The 19,021-nt window shown below is 62.8% G+C and carries 17 protein-coding genes and 1 pseudogene; 12 read left to right on the forward strand and 6 right to left on the reverse strand.

What is annotated here, in order from left to right; all coding sequences use genetic code 11:
• Window positions 1-52 precede the first annotated feature (52 nt).
• Window positions 53-949: pseudogene (locus BT125_RS19835) on the reverse strand (LysR family transcriptional regulator); the annotation flags it as partial.
• 98 nt (window positions 950-1,047) lie between these two features.
• Between BT125_RS19835 and BT125_RS19840 the strand changes: the two are divergent.
• Window positions 1,048-2,223 carry an aspartate aminotransferase family protein gene (locus BT125_RS19840; protein WP_072409553.1) on the forward strand — a complete coding sequence of 392 codons (1,176 nt, stop codon included), beginning with the start codon at window positions 1,048-1,050 and terminating at the stop codon, window positions 2,221-2,223.
• 151 nt (window positions 2,224-2,374) lie between these two features.
• Entirely contained in the window at window positions 2,375-3,112 is a 738-nt protein-coding gene (locus BT125_RS19845) for a YiaD family glycine zipper/OmpA-like lipoprotein (RefSeq protein ID WP_072409508.1), read from the forward strand.
• Between the two features lie 132 nt (window positions 3,113-3,244).
• Here BT125_RS19845 and ehuA read toward each other — a convergent pair whose 3' ends face one another.
• The 4 genes from ehuA to ehuB form a co-directional block, all read right to left on the reverse strand.
• Window positions 3,245-4,114, reverse strand: coding sequence for an ectoine/hydroxyectoine ABC transporter ATP-binding protein EhuA (gene ehuA / locus BT125_RS19850; protein WP_371857817.1), 870 nt, complete (start codon window positions 4,112-4,114; stop codon window positions 3,245-3,247).
• Window positions 4,114-4,770, reverse strand: coding sequence for an ectoine/hydroxyectoine ABC transporter permease subunit EhuD (gene ehuD / locus BT125_RS19855; protein WP_072409510.1), 657 nt, complete (start codon window positions 4,768-4,770; stop codon window positions 4,114-4,116). The genes ehuA and ehuD overlap by 1 nt, the downstream gene beginning before the upstream one ends.
• Window positions 4,767-5,426, reverse strand: a complete 660-nt coding sequence (gene ehuC, locus BT125_RS19860) for an ectoine/hydroxyectoine ABC transporter permease subunit EhuC (RefSeq protein ID WP_072409512.1) — start codon at window positions 5,424-5,426, stop codon at window positions 4,767-4,769. The genes ehuD and ehuC overlap by 4 nt, the downstream gene beginning before the upstream one ends.
• Before the next feature lie 83 nt (window positions 5,427-5,509).
• Window positions 5,510-6,364, reverse strand: coding sequence for an ectoine/hydroxyectoine ABC transporter substrate-binding protein EhuB (gene ehuB / locus BT125_RS19865; protein ID WP_072409514.1), 855 nt, complete (start codon window positions 6,362-6,364; stop codon window positions 5,510-5,512).
• A gap of 290 nt (window positions 6,365-6,654) precedes the next feature.
• On the opposite strand from ehuB, the gene BT125_RS19870 reads away from it, so the two are divergent.
• The 8 genes from BT125_RS19870 (at window position 6,655) to BT125_RS19905 (ending at window position 16,136) form a co-directional block, all read left to right on the forward strand.
• On the forward strand, window positions 6,655-8,049 hold the full coding sequence (locus BT125_RS19870) for a MocR-like ectoine utilization transcription factor EhuR (protein ID WP_072409516.1): 1,395 nt from the start codon (window positions 6,655-6,657) through the stop codon (window positions 8,047-8,049).
• 229 nt (window positions 8,050-8,278) lie between these two features.
• Window positions 8,279-9,250 carry a hydroxyectoine utilization dehydratase EutB gene (gene eutB / locus BT125_RS19875; protein ID WP_072409517.1) on the forward strand — a complete coding sequence of 324 codons (972 nt, stop codon included), beginning with the start codon at window positions 8,279-8,281 and terminating at the stop codon, window positions 9,248-9,250.
• Between the two features lie 22 nt (window positions 9,251-9,272).
• Complete coding sequence (locus BT125_RS19880; protein ID WP_072409519.1) at window positions 9,273-10,265, forward strand: cyclodeaminase; 993 nt, start codon at window positions 9,273-9,275, stop codon at window positions 10,263-10,265.
• Between the two features lie 39 nt (window positions 10,266-10,304).
• Window positions 10,305-11,495 (forward strand): ectoine hydrolase DoeA, encoded by a 1,191-nt coding sequence (gene doeA / locus BT125_RS19885; RefSeq protein ID WP_072409521.1) that lies wholly within the window; start codon window positions 10,305-10,307, stop codon window positions 11,493-11,495.
• Window positions 11,496-11,498: 3 nt separating this feature from the next.
• Window positions 11,499-12,500: a N(2)-acetyl-L-2,4-diaminobutanoate deacetylase DoeB gene (doeB, locus tag BT125_RS19890; RefSeq protein WP_072409523.1), complete on the forward strand. Its 1,002-nt coding sequence runs from the start codon at window positions 11,499-11,501 to the stop codon at window positions 12,498-12,500.
• A gap of 156 nt (window positions 12,501-12,656) precedes the next feature.
• The gene (locus BT125_RS19895) at window positions 12,657-13,136 is read left to right on the forward strand and encodes an Lrp/AsnC family transcriptional regulator (protein WP_072409525.1); all 480 of its coding nucleotides are present in this window, start codon (window positions 12,657-12,659) and stop codon (window positions 13,134-13,136) included.
• 130 nt (window positions 13,137-13,266) lie between these two features.
• Window positions 13,267-14,754, forward strand: a complete 1,488-nt coding sequence (locus BT125_RS19900; protein WP_072409527.1) for an NAD-dependent succinate-semialdehyde dehydrogenase — start codon at window positions 13,267-13,269, stop codon at window positions 14,752-14,754.
• Entirely contained in the window at window positions 14,751-16,136 is a 1,386-nt protein-coding gene (locus tag BT125_RS19905) for an aspartate aminotransferase family protein (RefSeq protein WP_072409529.1), read from the forward strand. Before BT125_RS19900 ends, BT125_RS19905 begins: the two co-directional genes overlap by 4 nt.
• 217 nt (window positions 16,137-16,353) lie before the next feature.
• Here the strand turns inward: BT125_RS19905 and BT125_RS19910 are convergent, their stop codons facing one another.
• Window positions 16,354-16,791 (reverse strand): Z-ring associated ZapG family protein, encoded by a 438-nt coding sequence (locus tag BT125_RS19910; RefSeq protein WP_003205372.1) that lies wholly within the window; start codon window positions 16,789-16,791, stop codon window positions 16,354-16,356.
• A gap of 147 nt (window positions 16,792-16,938) precedes the next feature.
• Here BT125_RS19910 and BT125_RS19915 point away from each other — a divergent pair, with 147 nt between their 5' ends.
• A complete protein-coding gene (locus BT125_RS19915; protein WP_072409531.1) occupies window positions 16,939-17,568 on the forward strand; it encodes an alpha/beta hydrolase in 630 nt (209 codons plus the stop codon).
• Window positions 17,569-17,592: 24 nt separating this feature from the next.
• Window positions 17,593-18,948, forward strand: a complete 1,356-nt coding sequence (locus BT125_RS19920) for a tryptophan--tRNA ligase (protein WP_072409533.1) — start codon at window positions 17,593-17,595, stop codon at window positions 18,946-18,948.
• Window positions 18,949-19,021 lie beyond the last annotated feature (73 nt).

Here is a 19,021-nt window from a genome sequence, read left to right on the forward strand (position 1 = left end):
ACCCAGCGGGGACAAATCCCCTCGCCACAGCCTCAGTGGGCTGGGGTTGGGGTTTGGCCCATTTCTCCAGCGCAAACTCGACAAAACTGCGCAGTTTCGGCAAACGGTAGCGATCCTGCGCGTACATCAGGCTCATCGGCCGATGGGGCAATTGGTAGCCCTGCAGTAATGCCACCAAGTGTCCGTCCTTCAGGTCCTGGGCCACCAGGGCATCGGGCAGCATCACCACGCCCATTCCGGCCAGGGCGGCGCGATGCAGGCCCGAGGAGCTGTTGATCAGCATCGGTCCGTTCACCGCCACCTTGATTTCGCCGTCCGGCCCGTTGATGGGCCAGTGATCCTGGGCGAAGCGCCATTCGTCTGCTGCCGAATAGGCGAACGACAGGCAGTCGTGTCGTTGAAGGTCCGCCGGTTGTTCCGGCGTGCCGCGCCGGGCCAGGTAGGCAGGGGAGGCGCAGATGGTCAGGGTGTAGTCCAGCAACGGACGGGCAATCAGTTTCGGGTCGGGATGGCCGAGGCGGATGGCGACGTCGAAGCCATGGTCGATCAGGTCCAGGCGCTGGTTGGTCAGCACCACGTCGAGCTTGACCTGGGCGAAGCGCTGGCTGAATTCGGCCAGCGCCGGCGAAAGGCGTTCGGTACCAAAGGTCAACGGTGCGGTGATGCGCAGGGTGCCGGTGGGCTCGCCTTGGGTCTGTTCGGCCAGGCGTTCGGAGTCGGCCACCAGCCCCAGTACTTCCAGGCAGCGCTGGTAGTAGGTCGAGCCGAATTCTGTCAGGCGCTGGCGCCGCGTCGTACGGTTGATCAGGCGTACGCCGAGGCGTTGCTCCAAGGCACGAAGATGATTGCCCACCATGGTGGTGGACATTTCGCACGCCTGGCCCGCTGCCGTCAGGCTCCCGGTTTCTACCACCTTCACGTAAACGGTCATTGCCTGGAACAGGTCCATTATCAAGCTCAACTTTTAAATGATTGAAGTAAAGCAGCGTTTATCCAGCCTTGGTGGCTAACCATACTGGAAAAAACCACCCGATGGAGCTTGATGCCATGACCGCTGCCTGCCTGATGACCACCTATCAACCCCTGGCGCTGAATTTCACCCATGGCTTGGGGACGCGCCTGTGGGACCAGGACGGTCGTGAATACCTCGATGCGGTGGCGGGCGTGGCGGTGACCAATGTCGGCCATTCCCACCCGCGGCTGGTGGCTGCCATCAGCGAGCAGGCCGGCTTGCTGTTGCACACCTCCAACCTGTACAGCATCGATTGGCAGCAACGCCTGGCGCAAAAGCTCACCCGGCTGTCGGGGCTGGAGCGGGCGTTTTTCAATAACTCAGGTGCCGAGGCCAACGAAACCGCACTGAAGCTGGCGCGCCTCTACGGCTGGCACAAGGGCATCGAGCAGCCCTTGGTCGTGGTCATGGACAACGCGTTCCATGGGCGCACCTTGGGCACCATGTCCGCCAGTGATGGTCCGTCCGTGCGGCTGGGCTACAACCGGTTGCCGGGGGATTTCGTCAAGGTGCCGTTCGGCGATCTCGCGGCGCTGGAACAGATTCAACAGGCTCACGCCGAGCGCATCGTCGCGGTGCTGGTGGAGCCGATCCAGGGTGAAAGCGGTGTGCAACTCGCCCCACCGGGGTACCTCAAGGCTTTGCGGCAGTTGTGCAGTCGGCGCGCCTGGCTGTTGATGCTCGACGAGATCCAGACCGGCATCGGTCGCACCGGCCAATGGTTCGCGTTCCAGCACGAGGGCATCGTACCGGATGTCATGACCCTGGCCAAAGGACTGGGCAACGGTGTGCCCATCGGCGCCTGCCTGGCACGGGGCAAGGCTGCCGAGCTGTTTACCCCCGGCAGTCATGGCAGTACGTTCGGCGGCAATCCGCTGGCCTGTCGGGTCGGCTGCACGGTGCTGGACATCATCGAGGAGCAAGCGCTGGTGGATAACGCCAGGCACCAGGGCGAACAATTGTTGAGCCGCTTGCAGACCGAGCTGGCGGACAACCCGAATGTCTTGGCGATTCGCGGCCAGGGCTTGATGATCGGCATCGAACTCAAGCAACCGGTCCGCGACCTGACCCTTCGCGCCGCCCGGGACCACGGCCTACTGATCAATGTCACTCGGGGCCAGACCATCCGCCTGCTGCCGCCGCTGACGATTGATGGACGGGAAGTGGAGATGATCGTCAGGGGCGTGAGCCGCTGTCTGGCGCAGGGCTGAGGCAACCCCGCCCAGACGACGGTTTTTTCTGAAGCAGCCGGGCGAAGCGCAACGCAGCGGGACGGAATTTTTAACGATTGCCGCGTTCCAACGCCTGCCAGAGTCGATTGCCTACGCCCTGGCACTTCAGACTGAAAACCAGGAGCATTCCATGTTCACCTCGCGTCGCTTGATCGTTGTCGCTATTGCTGTGGCCTTGTTGTCCGGCTGTGCGTCGCCTAACCCCTATGACAACCAGGGCCAGGCCTCTACCGAATCGTCGGGCATGAGCAAAACCGCCAAGTACGGCGGCCTCGGTGCACTGGCGGGGGCGCTGGCCGGTGCGGCCATCGGTCACGATAACCGGGGCAAGGGTGCGTTGATCGGCGCGGCGGTGGTGGGGGCTTCCGCGGCCGGCTACGGTTACTACGCCGACCAGCAGGAAAAGAAACTGCGCGCCAGCATGGCCAATACCGGCGTTGAAGTGCAGCGCCAGGGCGACCAGATCAAGCTGATCATGCCGGGTAACATCACCTTCGCCACCGACTCGGCGAACATCGCGTCGAGCTTCTATCAGCCGCTGAACAACCTGGCCAACTCCCTCAAGGAGTTCAACCAGAACCAGATCGAGATCGTCGGTTACACCGACAGTACCGGCAGCCGCCAGCACAACATGGACCTGTCCCAGCGCCGTGCCCAGAGCGTGGCGACCTACCTGACGTCCCAGGGTGTGAGCGGTGCCAACCTCTCGGCCCGTGGCGCCGGCCCGGACAACCCGGTGGCCAGCAACGCCGACGTCAATGGCCGCGCGCAAAACCGTCGTGTCGAGGTCAACCTCAAGGCCATTCCCGGCCAGCAATACCAGGAGGCGCCGCAGCAGCAGGGTCAGACGTACCAGCAGTACCCATAATGGCTGGGCGGTAAATAAAAAGGGGGGCCATGCACACATGGCCCCCCTTTTTTTGGCTATCGCCAACCCTATCTGGTCCGGGGGCATGGTAACCCTCGCCACAAAGGTGTTCACTTGAGTGATGGGTGGAGGTCAATTCGCCTCTTTCACCGCGCTCAGGAACGCACACGTACGCTCCTGCTGTGGGTGCTCGAAGATCTGCGCCGGGGTGCCTTGCTCATGGATCCGGCCCTTGTAGAAGAAGCACACCCGGTCGGCGAACTCCCGGGCGAAGCCCATCTGGTGGGTCACCATCAACATCGTCAGGTTGTGTTCGGCCCCCAGTTTGCGGATCACGTTCAGCACCTCGCCACACAACTCCGGGTCGAGCGCCGAGGTCACTTCGTCGAACAGCATCACCTTGGGTCGCATCGCCAGCGCCCGGGCAATCGCCACCCGTTGTTGCTGGCCGCCGGACAACTGCGACGGGTAATGGTCGAGCTTGTTGCCCAGCCCCACCAGTTCCAGCAGGTCAGCGGCGCGCTCCCGGGCTTCTTTCGGGTTCATGCCCAGGACCTGCACCGGCGCCTCGATCACGTTCTGCAACGCGGTCATGTGAGGGAACAGGTTGAAGCTCTGGAACACCATGCCGATCTTGCCGCGCACCCGGCGTATGTGTCGGTCGTTGGCCGGCACCAGCACGCCGTTGCGGTTGGGCATGTGGGTCAGTGAGTCATCCTCGACGCGGATCTGGCCCTGGTCGATGCCTTCCAGGGTCATCAGCACCCGCAGCAGCGTCGACTTCCCCGAGCCGCTGGGGCCGATGATCGCGACCTTTTCACCGGGTGCGACATCCAGGTTCAAATGGTCCAGCACCGTGAAACTGCCGTAGCTTTTGGTCACGTCCTGGAAACTCACAATCGGCCGGGACGGTGTCGGAATTTGCATGGCCGGGGCCTCCTGCTGCGACGCCAGCGTGCTGCGCCGGGACAAATCGGTGGGCGTGGTCAGAGGTAAAGTCATTAGCGTAGCTCCATGCGCGTTTCAAGGCGCCGTACCAGATAAGCCAAGGCAAGGCTCAGGGCGAGGAAGAACAGGCCAACCATGGTGATCGGTTCCAGGTAACGGAAATTCTCCGAACCGATGTTCTTGGCCTGCTGCATGATTTCCACCACGGTGATCGCCGACAGCACCGGCGTGTCCTTGAGCATCGCCACCAGGTAGTTGCCCAGGGGGGGCACGATCGGTCGCAGCGCCTGGGGCAGGATGATGTTGCGGTAGGCGTCGTACGGCGCGATGTTCAACGCCGTCACCGCTTCCCACTGCGCCCGCGGCACCGCGTCGAGGCCGCTGCGATAGACCTCGGCGATGTAGCAGGCGTAGTGCAGGCCGATGCCGAGGATGCCGACCTGCATGGCCGTCAGACTCAAGCCGTAGTTGGGTAGCACGTAGTAGAGGAAATACACCTGAATCAGCAACGGCGTGCTGCGGATGAATTCGATCACCGCCGTGGCCGGCCACGACAACCAGAATTTGTGGCTGCGCCGACCAATCGCCAGGAACAATCCCAGGACGATCGCGATCAGGAAACCGATCAGGGTAATGCCCACGGTATTGAGAGAGGCGCGCAGCAGGTCCGGCAGGATGTGCGCGGCGTAGGACCAGTCGAACAGTGTCATGACAGACCTCCACGCATCCGGCCCCGGCTCAGCCGTCGTTCGAGGTGGCGCATGCCGAAGTTGATGGCTTGGGCGAGGATGAAATACAGCACCAGCGCCAGGCTGAAGACCTCTAGGGTCTGGAACGTCGCCTGATCCAACTGGCGCGCCCGGAAGCTCAAGTCGGACAAGGTGATCAGCGACACCAGCGAGGTGTTCTTCAGCAGCTCGATCAACAGGTTGGTGCCCGGTGGAATCGCCGCCAGCAACGCCTGCGGCAGGATGATCCGCTTGAAGCGGGTGAAGGCGCTGAAATTCAACGCCGTGCAGGCTTCGTATTGGCCCTTGGCGACCGAGCTGATGGCGCCGCGCATCACTTCCGCACCGTAGGCGCCAATATGCAGGCCCAGGCCGACGATGGCCACGGCGTAAGGGCTCAGCTCAATGTTGAAGGGCGGTAGTGGCAGCACGAAGAACAGCCAGAACAATTGCACCAGCAACGAGGTGCCACGAAACACTTCGATGTAGGTGATGGAAAACCAGCGCAACGCCCGCCACGGCGAAAGCCGCCCGAGTGCTGCGAGTACCGCCGCGACAATCGCCAGCAGCGAGCCAAAGAAGGTCACCTGGAGCGTGACCCAGGCCCCTTGTATCAATAACGGAAGTAATTCGCCCATGGTTCGACCCGATATCCGATGAAGCAGGGAACAGGCATCACGCTCTACGCGTCATGCCCGTTTCGGCACGCCAGTCTTGTCGACTACTGAGCGCAGAGCTCGGCCGCGGTCTTGCTGGTCACGTTGGATTTGTCGAAACCGAATGGCGCAACCGTCTTGAGATGCTCTTCGGAGCCCAGCCACTTTTTCAGCTCGGCATTGACCGCATCGCGCAGGTCTTTGTCTTCGGGACGGAAGGCCAGGGCACCATAGCCGATGTGGGACGGGTCGTCCTTGAACGCGGTCATCGCCTCGACTTTTTCACCGCCCTTGCTGGCGAGGCCTTTCATGGTCAGCTGCGTGCCGACGGCAGCGTCCGCACGACCGGCGCGCACCGCTTGCAGTTGTGCGGTGGTGTCGGGGACCTGGAGGATCTGCTCGTCCTTGACCCCGGAATCGCGGGCATAAGCCAGGTTCACCGTGCCGGCCATGATCGCCAGCTTCACGTCCGGTTGTTTGGCGATGTCTTCATAGCTGTGGAGTTTTTTCGGGTTGCCCTTGGCCACGAGCAACGCGTCGGGCAACTGGTACTGCGGATCGGTGAACAACACCTGCTTGCAGCGCGCCGGAGTGATGTACATGCCGGCGGCAATCACGTCGAAGCGACCTGCCCGCAGGCCCGGGATCAGCGAACCCCATTCGGTGAGCACGCCATTGACCTGCTTGATGCCCATCCTGGCAAAAATGATCTTGGCGATCTCCGGCGACTCACCGGTGACGGTGCCGTCGGTTTCGGTGAAGGCGAACGGGGTTTCGTTGGCGTAGCCGATCCGGATGCTGCTGTTGCTTTTGACGGCATCCAGGGTCGCCGCTTGAACGCTGCCGGCCAGGCCCAGTACGGCACAGGTCAACAAGAGCCGACGCAAGGGCGCGCAGGTGCTGGGAAGAAAATTGCTCATCGATAAAATCTCCTGTTTCTTGTGGATCCGTCGTTCGACGGCTCTGTGGTAGGAGGCAGTGTTACAAGAGCAAAGCGTACAGCGGCGGATCCGGGTGTGGCCTGGAGTCGCGAACGGCGCCGGTACAGGTCGATCCGGCTTTTTGTCGGGGCAATGAACCCGCCTGGATGACGACCTTAGACCGAGCATACAAAAGCCCCGGCATCGATTGCATTGCACTAGGACAATTGCTTTGCCGCGATGGCCGCGCAATGCTGTGCGCACCCCTAAACACGCCGGTTGCAGCTGTCATGGATAAGTGGAAGTCAGCCTTGGACCTCGCCCGCAGCGGTGAATCCAAATACAAGATTCTGGTGCAGGCCATTGCCGACGATATCGAACAGGGCAGCCTGGCCAATGACCAGCGCCTGCCGCCGCAACGGCAGGTGGCCGACGCCATGGGCATCAGCGTGCAGACCGTCACCAACGCTTATAAGGAGTTGGAGCGCCAGGGACTGGTGCGTTGTGAGGTCGGGCGCGGCAGTTTCGTCTCGCGGCGCATGAGCGACCGGGTGGCCACTTACATTCTCGACAGCCCCGAGCGGGCACTGGTGGATTTTTCCATCACCCGCATCCTGCACACCCGCGAGCATGACCAGGCCTGGCGGGATACCTGCGCGGCGCTGAGCACTGAAGAAGACCAACCGTGGATTCACGCCTTTCGCCCCATCGCCGGTTTTGAATCCCATCGCGAAGCGGCGGCGCAGTGGATTGGCCGGCAAGGGCTGAAAGTCGACCGTAACGATGTGCTGATCACCAACGGCGCGGCCCATGGGATTTTCCTCGCCCTCGCGTCCTTGGCCGGGCCCGACGATGTGGTGCTCTGCGAAGGCTTGACCGACCACGGCGTGATCGGCAATTCCCAGGTGCTGGGTTTTACCCTCAAGGGCCTGGAAATGGACCGCTATGGCATCGACCCGGAACATTTCGAAGACATGTGCAGCAACGAGCGCATCACCGCGCTGGTGTGCACACCGAACCTGAACAACCCCACCACCAGTCTGATGCCCGACGCCCGTCGCCGGGAAATCGCCGAGATCGCCCGGCGTTTTGGCGTGCACATTATCGAGGACGATGTGTACGGCCCATTGCTGGACGAGCGCCGGGCACCGCCCATCAGCCATTACCTGCCGGAGCTGTCGTTCTATTGCACGAGCATGACCAAGTCGGTACTCACGGGGCTGCGCACCGGTTACCTGGTGGTGCCCAAGCGGCTGGCCTTGCGCACCGAAAGCATCCTGCGGGTCAACAGTTGGATGGCCACGCCCATGGTCTCGGAGATCGCCACCCGCTGGATTCGCGATGGCCGCGCCGAGTCGCTGCTGCAGTTGCAACGCCAACTGCTGGCCGGGCGCCAGGCGATGGTCACCGAGTACATGGGCGAGCATCTGCTGGGCCAGCATCCCCACGCCTTGAACGCCTGGATCGGCATCCCGACCCATTGGGAGGTGGACAGCCTGGTGCGGGCGCTGCGGCACAAGCACATCGCCGTGACTTCCCCCGACCCGTTCACCGTGCGCGGCACCCCCAGGCCCCGCGCGGTGCGGGTCTGCGTCGGGGCTGAGTGCAGCGATGAAGAAATGCGCCATGCGCTGATCGGCATGCGGCAGATCTTCAACCAGTACCCGCAGATCCATGATTTCTGAAATGCCGAATTTGTGAACACCACATCCCCCCTGTGGGAGCGAGCTTGCTCGCGATAGCGGTGTGTCAGCCACCAGAGATGTTGAATGTAAGGGCCCAATCGCGAGCAAGCTCGCTCCCACAGGGGGAGTGGCTACTGTTCAAGCAAAATCATTAAATTGCCCTAGTACATTCATCACCACAATCCAGCCCTCTTAGACTGCGCCCAACACATCCGCTCGGGACGCAGTCATGACAGGGTTGCAGCTTCAGGATATCTACCTCGCTCGCCAGCGCATCGAGTCGTTGGTGCGGTGCACGCCCATGGAGCATTCGTCGAGTTTGTCGCGGTTGATGGGCGTGGCGGTGTACCTCAAGCTCGAAGCCCTGCAAATCACCGGCAGCTTCAAGCTGCGCGGGGCGAGCAATGCTGTGGCGCAGCTCAGTCCCGAGCAGAAGGCCCAGGGAGTGGTCACGGCTTCGACCGGCAATCACGGTCGGGCGCTCGCCTATGCCGCCTCGCAGCAGGGCGTCAGAGCGATTGTCTGCCTGTCGAACCTGGTCCCGGCCAACAAAGTGCAGGCGATTCGCGATTTGGGCGCCGAGGTGTGCATCGTCGGTCAGTCCCAGGACGATGCCCAGCGTGAAGCCGAACGCATCGCCCGGGAGCAGGGCGCGACCTTTTTGCCGCCTTTCGATCACCCGGCGATCATCGCCGGCCAGGGCACCCTCGGCCTGGAGATCCTCGAGCAGCAACCAGAGGTGGCCCAAGTGCTGGTGCCGTTGTCCGGTGGCGGTCTGTTCGCCGGCGTTGCCCTGGCCCTCAAACGTGCCAGCCCAGCGATCCAGGTCCACGGCATCAGCATGGCCCGAGGTGCGGCGATGCACGCCAGCCTCGTCGCGGGGCAGCCCGTGGACGTCGAAGAGCTGCCGACGCTGGCCGACTCCCTAGGCGGCGGCATCGGCCTGGACAACCGCTACACCTTCGCCATGACCCGACAACTGCGCGATGACCTGCACCTGCTTTCGGAAGCCTCCATCGCCAATGCCATCCGCCACGCTTATCACCACGAACGCCTGGTGATCGAAGGCGCTGCGGCAGTGGGTATCGCGGCGCTGCTCGACGGCTTGGTCGAGCCGCGCGGCCCCATCGTTCTGGTGGTCAGCGGGCGCAATGTCGACACCGAACAACATGCCCGTGTGATCGCCGGTGCCAACGCTTGATAACCCGTTAACGGAGCCAGTCATGAGTGAAGTCATCTTATTGAGCGAAGCCGATCTGCGCAGCTGCGTGGCCCTCGACCTGGCCAGCATCGACGCCATCGAGCAGGCCTTCGTAATGTTGGCCACCGCCGCCGTGGCGATGCCGCCGATCCTGCGATTGGACATTCCCGAGCACAACGGCGAAGTAGATGTGAAGACCGCGTACCTGCCAGGCCTGGAACGCTTCGCCATCAAGGTCAGCCCGGGCTTTTTCGATAATCCCGCGCTCGGCCTGCCCAGCCTCAACGGCATGATGATGCTGCTCTCGGCACGCACCGGCCTGCTGGAAGCCCTGCTGCTGGACAACGGCTACCTCACCGCCGTGCGTACCGCAGCGGCCGGGGCGGTGGCAGCGCGTTGCCTGTCTCGTGTGCAAAGCCGCAGCGTCGCGCTGATCGGTGCTGGCGAACAGGCGGCTCTGCAGCTTCAGGCGCTGCGCCTGGTGCGGTCCATCGACGAGGTGCGGGTCTGGGCGCGGGATGCGCAAAAGGCCCAGGCGTTCAGTCAGGCACTGGCGCGTGACAGCGGACTGGCCGTCACGCCATGCGCCTCCATTGACGATGCCCTGGAAGGCGTGGACATCGCCATCACCTGCACCCCCAGTCGCGAGCCGTTGATCCAGGCTCGCCATCTGCACCCCGGCCTGCACATCACGGCGATGGGCTCGGACGCGGGACACAAGAACGAAATTTCCCCGCAAGCCCTGGCGGCCGTCGACTGCTATGTCGCCGATCGCCTGAGCCAGACCCGCGTGCTCGGCGAACTGCACCACGCCCTGGCGGCCGGCACCGTTGGCGATGAGGTCGCGTTGCGGGAGCTGGGCCAGGTGCTGGCGGGGCAGCGGGCCGGGCGTACCGACGAAGCGCAGGTCACCCTGTGCGATCTCACCGGCACTGGCGCCCAGGACACCGCCATCGCCAACCTGGCGTTCGGGCGGGCACGGGTGGCGGGCAAGGGCTTTGCGTTCGGCCGCTAGAGCATTTTTCTCATGAGTCATTGAACAGAGGGCAGGTGGATGTCAGAGATCGTCGTCAATCTTCCGTTTCAGCGGGAGGAATACAGCCAACGCCTGGCGAAGGTTCGTGCGGCCATGCAGGCCCAGGGCCTGGAGTTGCTGGTGGTGACCGACCCGTCGAACATGGCCTGGCTCACCGGCTATGACGGCTGGTCGTTCTATGTGCACCAGTGCGTGCTGGTGGCGCTGGAGGGCGAGCCCGTGTGGTTCGGGCGCGGCCAGGATGCCAACGGCGCCAAGCGCACGGTGTTCATGCAGGCCGACAACATCGTCGGCTACCCGGACATCTACGTGCAGTCCCGCGAGCGCCATCCCATGGACTACCTGTCTCGCGAGGTGATCATCGCCCGTGGCTGGGGCGCGCTGAGCATCGGCGTGGAAATGGACAACTATTACTTCAGCGCCGCGGCGTACCTGTCGCTGCAAAAGCATTTGCCCGAGGCAAAACTGATGGATGCAGTGGGTCTGGTGAACTGGCAGCGAGCGGTCAAATCGTCCCAGGAAATCGCCTACATGCGCATCGCCGCGCGCATCGTCGAAAACATGCACAGCCGGATCCTGGAGCGGATCGAACCGGGCATGCGCAAGAATGAACTGGTGGCCGAGATCTATAGCAGCGGCATCCTCGGCGTCGATGGCCATGGCGGTGACTATCCGGCCATCGTGCCACTGCTGCCCACTGGCGCCGATGCCAGCGCGCCACACCTAACCTGGGACGATTCGCCGTTCGAACAGGGCGCCGGCACCTTCTTTGAAATCGCCGGTTGCTACAAGCGTTACCACTGCCCGCTCTCGCGCACCATTTACCTGGGCAAGCCACCGCAACATTTCCTCGACGGCGAAAAAGCCGTGGTCGAAGGCATCGCCGCCGGCCTGGATGCGGCCAAGCCGGGCAACACCACGGGCGACATTGCCGTGGCGTTTTTCAAGGTGCTGGAGAAATTCGGCATTCACAAGGACAGCCGTTGCGGCTACCCCATCGGGATCAGTTATCCGCCGGATTGGGGCGAGCGCACCATGAGCCTGCGCCCCGGCGACAACAGCGTGTTGCAGCCGGGCATGACCTTCCACTTCATGCCGGGGCTGTGGATGGACGATTGGGGCCTGGAAATCACCGAGAGCATCCTGATCACCGAGACCGGCGTCGAGACGCTGTGCAACGTGCCTCGTCAACTGTTCGTGAAGGATTGACCCATGCCTGACGTGCCCAACAATCCCATCAGCGCCACGGTCGACTTCAGCCGCGAGGGCGTGCAGCACGGCTTTCTCAAACTGCCGTATTCGCGGGACGATTCGGCTTGGGGCGCCGTGATGATCCCCATCACGGTCATCCAGCGCGGTAGCGGTCCGACGGCGCTGCTCAGCGGTGGCAACCATGGCGATGAATACGAAGGCCCGGTGGCCCTGAGCAAACTGGCCCAGCAATTGACCGCCAACGAAGTCAGTGGGCGGGTGATCATCGTGCCGTTCATGAACACCCCGGCGTTTCATGCCGGACGCCGGACGTCGCCCATCGACAAGGGCAACCTGAATCGCAGTTTTCCCGGCAGGCCGGACGGCACCGTCACCGAGAAAATCGCCGACTACTTCAATCGCACCTTATTGCCCTTGGCCGACATTGTCCTCGACATTCATTCCGGTGGCCGGACCCTGGATTTCCTGCCGTTCGCCGCCTGCCACGTATTGCCGGACAAACAGCAGCAGGCGCGCTGCGAGGCCGGGATGCTGGCGTTCAACGCGCCGTATTGCATGCGCATGCTGGAGCTGGACGCTGGGGCGATGTACGACACGGCGGCCGAGTCCCAGGGCAAGGTGTTCGTCACCACCGAGCTGGGCGGCGGCGGTTCGTCGACCGCCCGCAGCGTGTCGATTGCCGAGCGTGGGGTGCGCAACCTGCTGATCCACGCTGGCATCCTGCGGGGCACGATCGAGTTGCAGCCGTCGCTGGTGCTCGACATGCCGGACGCCAGTTGTTTCATTGCCAGCGAGCACGACGGTTTGCTGGAAATGTGCCGCGACCTGGGCGAGCACGTGACCCACGGCGAGGTGGTGGCACGGATCTACGACATCACCCGCAGTGGCGTCGCCCCGGTCGAATACCGCGCCGCCCGTAGCGGCCTGCTGGCGGCCCGACACTTTCCCGGGTTGGTGCAATGTGGCGATACGTTGGCGGTGATTGCGGATGTGTTGGCGTGACGACAGCCAGCCACAGATCCCCTGTGGGACGAGCTTGCTCGCGATAGCGGCGTGCCTGGGACGGCGATGTTGAATGTGCTGGCCTCATCGCGAGCAAGCTCGCTCACACAAAGGTTTGCGTTGAGTTTGAGTTTTTAACTGTCCGGAGCCCTGCCCATGCACAAGCTCGATCGCTACGACCTCAAGATCCTGCAGATCCTCGCCGAGGATGGGCGGATCACCAAGTCGAGCCTGGCCGAGGCCATCAACCTGTCGGTGACGCCGGCCTGGGAGCGGGTGCGCAAGCTGGAAGCGGCGGGCCTGATCGTCGGCTATCGAGCGCAGATCGACTGGGCCGCGGTGTTCAAGCGTCAGCAGGTGCTGGTGGAAATCACCCTGGCCCGGCACACCGCCCAGGACATGCGCCGTTTCGAGCAACGCATGATCGCCGCGCCCGAAGTGGCATTCTGTTACGCCACCGGCGGCGGGGTCGATTACCTGGCGATGATCCAGGCGCCGGACGTCGATGCCTACCAACGCTTCGTCGACCAACTGCTGCTGGAGGACCTGGGCATCGAACGCTATTTCACCTACATCGTCACCAAGACCATCAAGACCGCCGGCGCCTTGCCGGCGGAGCTGGCGCCATCCTCCTGAGCACCATGGAAAACACTTTTGCGCAGGTCGTTTCCAGAAAAAAGCCAAGGTCTGACCCCACGCAAACAGCCAATAACCCAAGCGGCGCTGCCTTAGCATGGATTCACGCACACGCTCTGGAGTGAACGTCATGCCATACCAACACCCGCTGTTGTTCAAAGCGCTCTGCTACATCGATGGCCATTGGGTCCACAGCGACAGTGGTCACAGCGTGGCCGTCCACAACCCAGCCACCCGCACCGTCATCGGCCATGTGCCGATGCTCGATCAGCCACAGATCGTCGCGGCGGTGGACGCGGCGCACCGCGCATTTGCGGCGTGGCGCGAACAGAGCCTGGAAACTCGCGGCGCGATCCTGCGGCGCTGGGCGGCGTTGATCAGAGAACACAGCGAAGACCTCGCGCGCATCCTCAGCCTGGAGCAGGGCAAGCCGCTGGCCGAGTCCCGTGGCGAAATCGCCTATGCCGCCAGCTTCATCCCATGGTTCGCTGAAGAGGCCCGGCGCCTGTACGGTCAGAACATTCCCAGCCATATCCCGAATGCGCACCTGGGCACGCTCAAGGAGCCGGTGGGTGTCTGCGCGCTGCTCACGCCTTGGAATTTTCCTTCGGCGATGATTACCCGCAAGGCTGCCGCCGCTCTGGCCGCCGGTTGCACGGTAGTGATCAAGCCGGCCCACGAAACCCCTTACTCGGCGTTGGCCCTGGCGCAACTGGCCGAGGAAGCCGGCTTTCCCGCCGGGGTCTTCAATGTGGTCTTGGGTGAGCCGCAAATGGCCATGGAAACCCTGGTCAAGGACCGCCGTGTACGCTCGGTGAGCTTCACGGGCTCGACTCGGGTCGGCAAGCTGGTGCTGCAGGCGGCGGCCCATGATGTGAAGAAAGTCGCGCTGGAACTGGGCGGCAACGCGCCGTTCATTGTCTGCGCCGATGCCGACCTGGCCTTGGCGGTGAAAGTCGCGGTGGAGGCGAAGTTCCAGACCTCGGGACAGGACTGCTGCGCGGCCAACCGGATCATGGTGCAGCGCTCGGTGTACGCGGCGTTTCTCAGTCGTTTCACCGCCGCAGTGCGCGCCTTGCGCGTCGGGCCGGCCATGGTCGATCAACAGGAACAGGACGTGGATGTCGGGCCGTTGATGCACCAAGCGGCGCTCGATGTGACCGTCGACCGCGTTGCCGATGCCCTGGCCCTCGGTGCCCAGCGTCTGGTGGGGGGCGAGGCCCATGCCTTGGGCGGGTTGTTCTACCAACCGACCGTGCTGGCCGATGTCACGCCGCAGATGCGTATCTACCGTGAAGAAAACTTCGCGCCCATTGCCGGGGTGATGCCGTTCGACACCCTGGACGAAGCCATCGAAATGGCCAACGACACCGAGTACGGGCTGGCGGCCTATATTTGTTCCAACCGCCTGGACGTCATTTATCCGCTGATCCGCCGTCTCGACCACGCCATGGTCGCGGTCAACGGCGTCAAGTTCACCGGCCACCCGATTCCCTTCGGTGGCATGAAAGCCTCGGGCCTCGGTCGCGAGGGTGGCAGCGAGGGCTTCGAGCCCTTTGTCGAAACCAAATATTTCTGCCTGCACCATCAAGGCCAGTTCCCAGGAGAGTCCGCATGAGCCAAGAACTCAACACGCTGTTCGAACAAGACCGTGCGCATTTTATGCACCCCTCGACCCACGCTCACGACCACGCCAGCGGCGCGCTCAAGGGCCGGATCATCAAGAGTGCGTCAGGCGTTCGCATTCGCGATCATGAAGGCCGTGAGTTCATCGACGCCTTCGCCGGCCTCTATTGCGTGAACATCGGTTATGGCCGCACCGAGGTGGCGGACGCTATCTACAAGCAGGCCAAGGAACTGGCCTACTACCACACCTACGTCGGTCACTCGAGCGAGGCGATCATCGAGTTGTCCAGCCGCATCATGGACTGGGCGCCGGAAGGGATGAGGAAGGTCTATTACGGTTTGTCCGGCTCCGATGCCAACGAGACCCAGGTCAAGCTGGTGCGCTACTACAACAACGTACTGGGCCGGCCGCTGAAGAAAAAAATCATCTCGCGGGACCGTGGCTACCATGGCTCGGGCATCATGACCGGCAGCCTGACCGGCCTGGCGACCTTCCACCAACATTTCGATCTGCCGGTGGAAGGGGTCAAGCACACCGTGTGTCCTCACTGGTATCGCAAGGCTCCGGCGGGCATGGACGAGGCAGCGTTCGTGGGTTACTGCGCCGACGAACTGGAAAAAATGATCCTCGCCGAAGGCCCGGACACCGTGGCGGCGTTCATTGGCGAGCCGTTGATGGGCACCGGGGGCATCATCGTTCCTCCCGCCGGTTATTGGGATGCGATCCAGGCCGTGCTGAAAAAATACGACGTGCTGCTGATTGCCGATGAAGTGGTCTGCGCGTTCGGTCGCCTGGGTTCGAAGATGGGCAGCCAGCGCTACGGCATGAAGCCGGACCTGATCACTACCGCCAAAGGCCTGACCAGTGCCTATGCACCGTTGTCGGCGGTGATCATCGGGGAAAAGGTCTGGAGCGTGATTGAAAAGGCCTCCCAGGCCGAAGGTGCCATGGGCCATGGCTGGACCTATTCCGGGCACCCGATCTGCGCCGCCGCGGCATTGGCCAACCTCGACATCCTCGAGCGGGAAAACCTTACGGCCAACGCCGAGGATATTGGCGGTTACCTCAATCGTCGCCTGCGTGAAACGCTTGAGGGGCATCCGCTGGTGGGCGAGGTGCGCGGCGACGGCATGCTGGCGGCGGTGGAGTTCATGGCCGACCGTGAGCAGCGAACGGCGTTCGACCCGGCGCTCAAAGTCGGCCCGAAGGTTTCGGCCGCCTGCCTGGAGCGCGGCATGATCGCCCGCGCCATGCCCCACGGCGACATCCTGGGCTTCGCCCCACCCCTGATCCTGACTCGCGAGGATGCGGACCTGATCGTCGACATCACCAAAAAGGCTATCGATCAGGTGTCGGGTGAGGTGTTGGCCTAAGCCCCTTTAATGGGGGAGGTGGGACGCAACATTTACGCGCACCCCGGTCAAAACTGTGGGAGCGAGCCTGCTCGCGATAGCGGTCTGTCTGAACCGGTGATGTTGGATGTGCCGCCATCATCGCGAGCAAGCTCGCTCCCACAGGGGGATTTTCTTGTGTTAAAAAAAAACCCGCCCGATCATGTGATCGGGCGGGCTTTTGGGTGTCGCTCGCAAATTACTTCTTCAAACCGTAATGCTCATCGAGCATGCCGGGCGAATTCGGGGCCTTGGGGGCGTAATCCCGCGGCGGTTCCTGGATCCCTTTTGGTGGGGTCAGGCGTTCCCGTGGAGTCTGTGCCGCATCGGCTTGCAGGGCGGCCAGCAGGCGCTGGCGAGTCTGCTCGTCCAGGGCCAGGCGATTGGCACCCTCGGACAAATGATCCTGGACATCCTGGTAGCTCTGGGTGAGTTTTTTCACCAGAGAAGCGGTGCTGTTGAAGTGGGTGACCACTTCATTCTGATAACTGTCGAAACGTTCCTGAATGTCGTCCAGCTGACGTTGCGTGCTGTTGGGCACCGCATTGGGCAGCAGTCGGGCAAGCAGAAATCCAATGGCGACACCGGCAACCAGGGCAAGAGTCGGCAACAACCAAACTAAGAGCGAGTGTTCCACGAGTCCTTCCTCTATAAACGGCTTTGCTTTACGTTAACGGCTCGGACCTGCGCTGTATACCGCGAAGAACATCGCAATCATGCCAGGCACAGACTTTAGCTAGACGAGTCGACCCAATTCGGGGTCACGGAGTTCTTTCCCTTGCTTATGCGCGAAACCCCTGTCGTCATCGATGGCCCCGTGGGCCAACTGGAAGCCTTGTACCTGGACAGCGAGGCCCCCCGTGGCCTGGCGCTGATCTGCCACCCGAACCCGGTGCAGGGAGGGACCATGCTCAACAAAGTGGTCTCGACCCTGCAACGCACTGCCCGTGATGCCGGGCTGGTTACGTTGCGTTTCAATTATCGTGGCGTGGGGGCCAGCGCCGGCAGCCATGACATGGGCACTGGCGAAGTGGATGACGCCCACGCTGTCGCCCAATGGCTGCGTGGAAAATACCCGCAATTGCCCCTGACCCTGTTCGGTTTTTCCTTCGGTGGCTTTGTCGCTGCCAGCCTGGGCGGGCGCCTGGAAGCCCAGGGGCAACCGGTCAAGCACCTGTTCATGGTGGCCCCGGCGGTGATGCGCCTGGACGAGCAATCGCCCTTGCCGACCGGTGGCGAGTTGACCGTGATCCAGCCGGAAACCGACGAAGTGGTCGATCCGCAGCTGGTTTACGAATGGTCCGACACGCTCCAACGCCCCCATGAGCTGCTGAAAGTGGCAGAATGCGGACACTTTTTTCATGGCAAGCTGACCGATCTCAAGGATCTGATCCTGCCGCGCCTTTCGAATTGACAGCAGTCTGACAAGCGATAACCCATGACGACGCGTACCCGTATCCTGACCGGCATCACCACCACCGGCACCCCGCACCTGGGCAACTATGCCGGCGCCATCCGTCCGGCGATCCTCGCCAGCCGCGACAGCAACGCCGATTCGTTCTACTTCCTGGCCGACTACCACGCCCTGATCAAATGCGATGACCCGCTGCGTATCCAGCGTTCGCGCCTGGAGATCGCCGCCACGTGGCTGGCTGGCGGCCTGGACGTGGACCGCGTGACGTTCTATCGCCAGTCCGATATTCCCGAGATCCCGGAACTGACCTGGCTGCTGACCTGCGTTGCGGCCAAGGGCCTGCTCAACCGTGCCCACGCCTACAAGGCCTCGGTGGACAAAAATGTCGAGGCCGGCGAAGACCCGGACGCCGGTGTCACCATGGGCCTCTACAGCTACCCGATCCTCATGGCTGCCGACATTCTGATGTTCAACGCCCACAAGGTCCCGGTCGGTCGCGACCAGATCCAGCACGTGGAAATGGCCCGTGACATTGGCCAGCGCTTCAATCACCTGTTCGGCCAGGGCAAGGAGTTCTTCACCATGCCCGAGGCGCTGATCGAAGAAAGCGTGGCCACGCTGCCGGGCCTCGATGGCCGCAAGATGTCCAAGAGCTACGACAACACTATCCCGTTGTTCAGCAGCGCCAAGGACATGAAGGACGCGATCTCGCGGATCGTCACCGACTCCCGTGCCCCGGGCGAAGCCAAGGATCCGGACAATTCGCACCTGTTCACCCTGTTCCAGGCCTTCGCCACTGCCGAACAGTCCGCCGAGTTCCGCAGCGAACTGCTGCAAGGCCTGGGCTGGGGCGAAGCCAAGAACCGCCTGTTCCAGTTGCTCGACAGCGAGCTGGGTGAAGCACGCGAGCGCTATCACCAGTTCATCGAACGTCCGTCGGACCTTGAAGACATCCTGCAACTGGGCGCGAGCAAGGCCCGGGCCGTGGCAACGCCGTTCCTCAACGAACTGCGCGAGGCCGTTGGCTTGCGTTCGTTCGTCAGCCAGGTCCAGGTGGCAACCCAGACCAAAAAGAAAGCGGCCAAGGCGGCACGTTTCGTCAGCTTCCGTGAAGATGACGGCAGTTTCCGTTTCCGCCTGCTTTCTGCCGATGGCGAGCAACTGTTGCTCTCGAACAATTTTGCCGACGGCAAGACCGCAGGGCAGGTGACCAAGCAATTGCAGTCCGGCCAGCCCCTGGACGTACGCAGCGACGACCTGGGTTTCAGCGTCTGGCTCGACGGTGAGTGCGTGGCGAACAGCCCGGCCTTCGCCGACAGCGCCGCCCGGGATGCTGCCATCGATGCGCTGCGCGTTGCCCTGACGCCTGCCCAGGACTGATTGCGGCGCGTTACCCGGCCATCGGCCCGAAAAAGGGCCGATTGCCATTCCTCTGGGCCATCGCTACAGTGAC

Source organism: Pseudomonas sp. NFACC04-2 (assembly GCF_900119265.1).
GTDB classification, from domain to species: Bacteria; Pseudomonadota; Gammaproteobacteria; order Pseudomonadales; family Pseudomonadaceae; genus Aquipseudomonas; species Aquipseudomonas fluorescens_AA.